Source organism: Cupriavidus sp. 05T313 (genome assembly GCF_056396665.1).
In genome coordinates, this window is sequence record NZ_JBFTLX010000677.1 from 1 (window position 1) to 403 (window position 403).

The window sequence follows — 403 nt, forward strand, 5'->3', positions numbered from 1 at the left end:
CGGCGGTTCCGGCGTTGCGGCAATGAGCGCGGCCACCCTCCTGGGCATGCGCAACGGCATCTACGGCATGCAGCTGAACGCGCTGCTCCGGCCCACCGGCTGGCGCAAGTACGTTGGGGCACAGTTGACCATCGACGAATCCACGGCCACCAGCACCGGCCAGACGGATCCGGCCGAACAGCGCCGCGGCTTCTGGACGGCGGGCGTGGGGGTCTACGTGCTGTGGAACCTCTTCACGGCCGTGGGCGCACTGGCCGGCAGCGGGTTGGGCGACCCCAAGCAGTGGGGCCTTGACGGGGCCGCCGTCGCCGCTTTCCTGGCCTTGCTCTGGCCCCGGCTCAAAGGGCGCGAGCCGATCGCCATCGCGGTGGTTTGCGCCGTGGCTACGGTGGTTGCCGTCCCC

The 403-nt window shown here is 71.0% G+C and carries 1 protein-coding gene; it reads left to right on the forward strand.

Features of this window, described 5'->3' with window-relative positions; all coding sequences use genetic code 11:
- The coding region (locus tag AC1DKD_RS42330) for an AzlC family ABC transporter permease (protein WP_477144879.1) at nucleotides 1–403 on the forward strand (403 nt) is incomplete at both ends.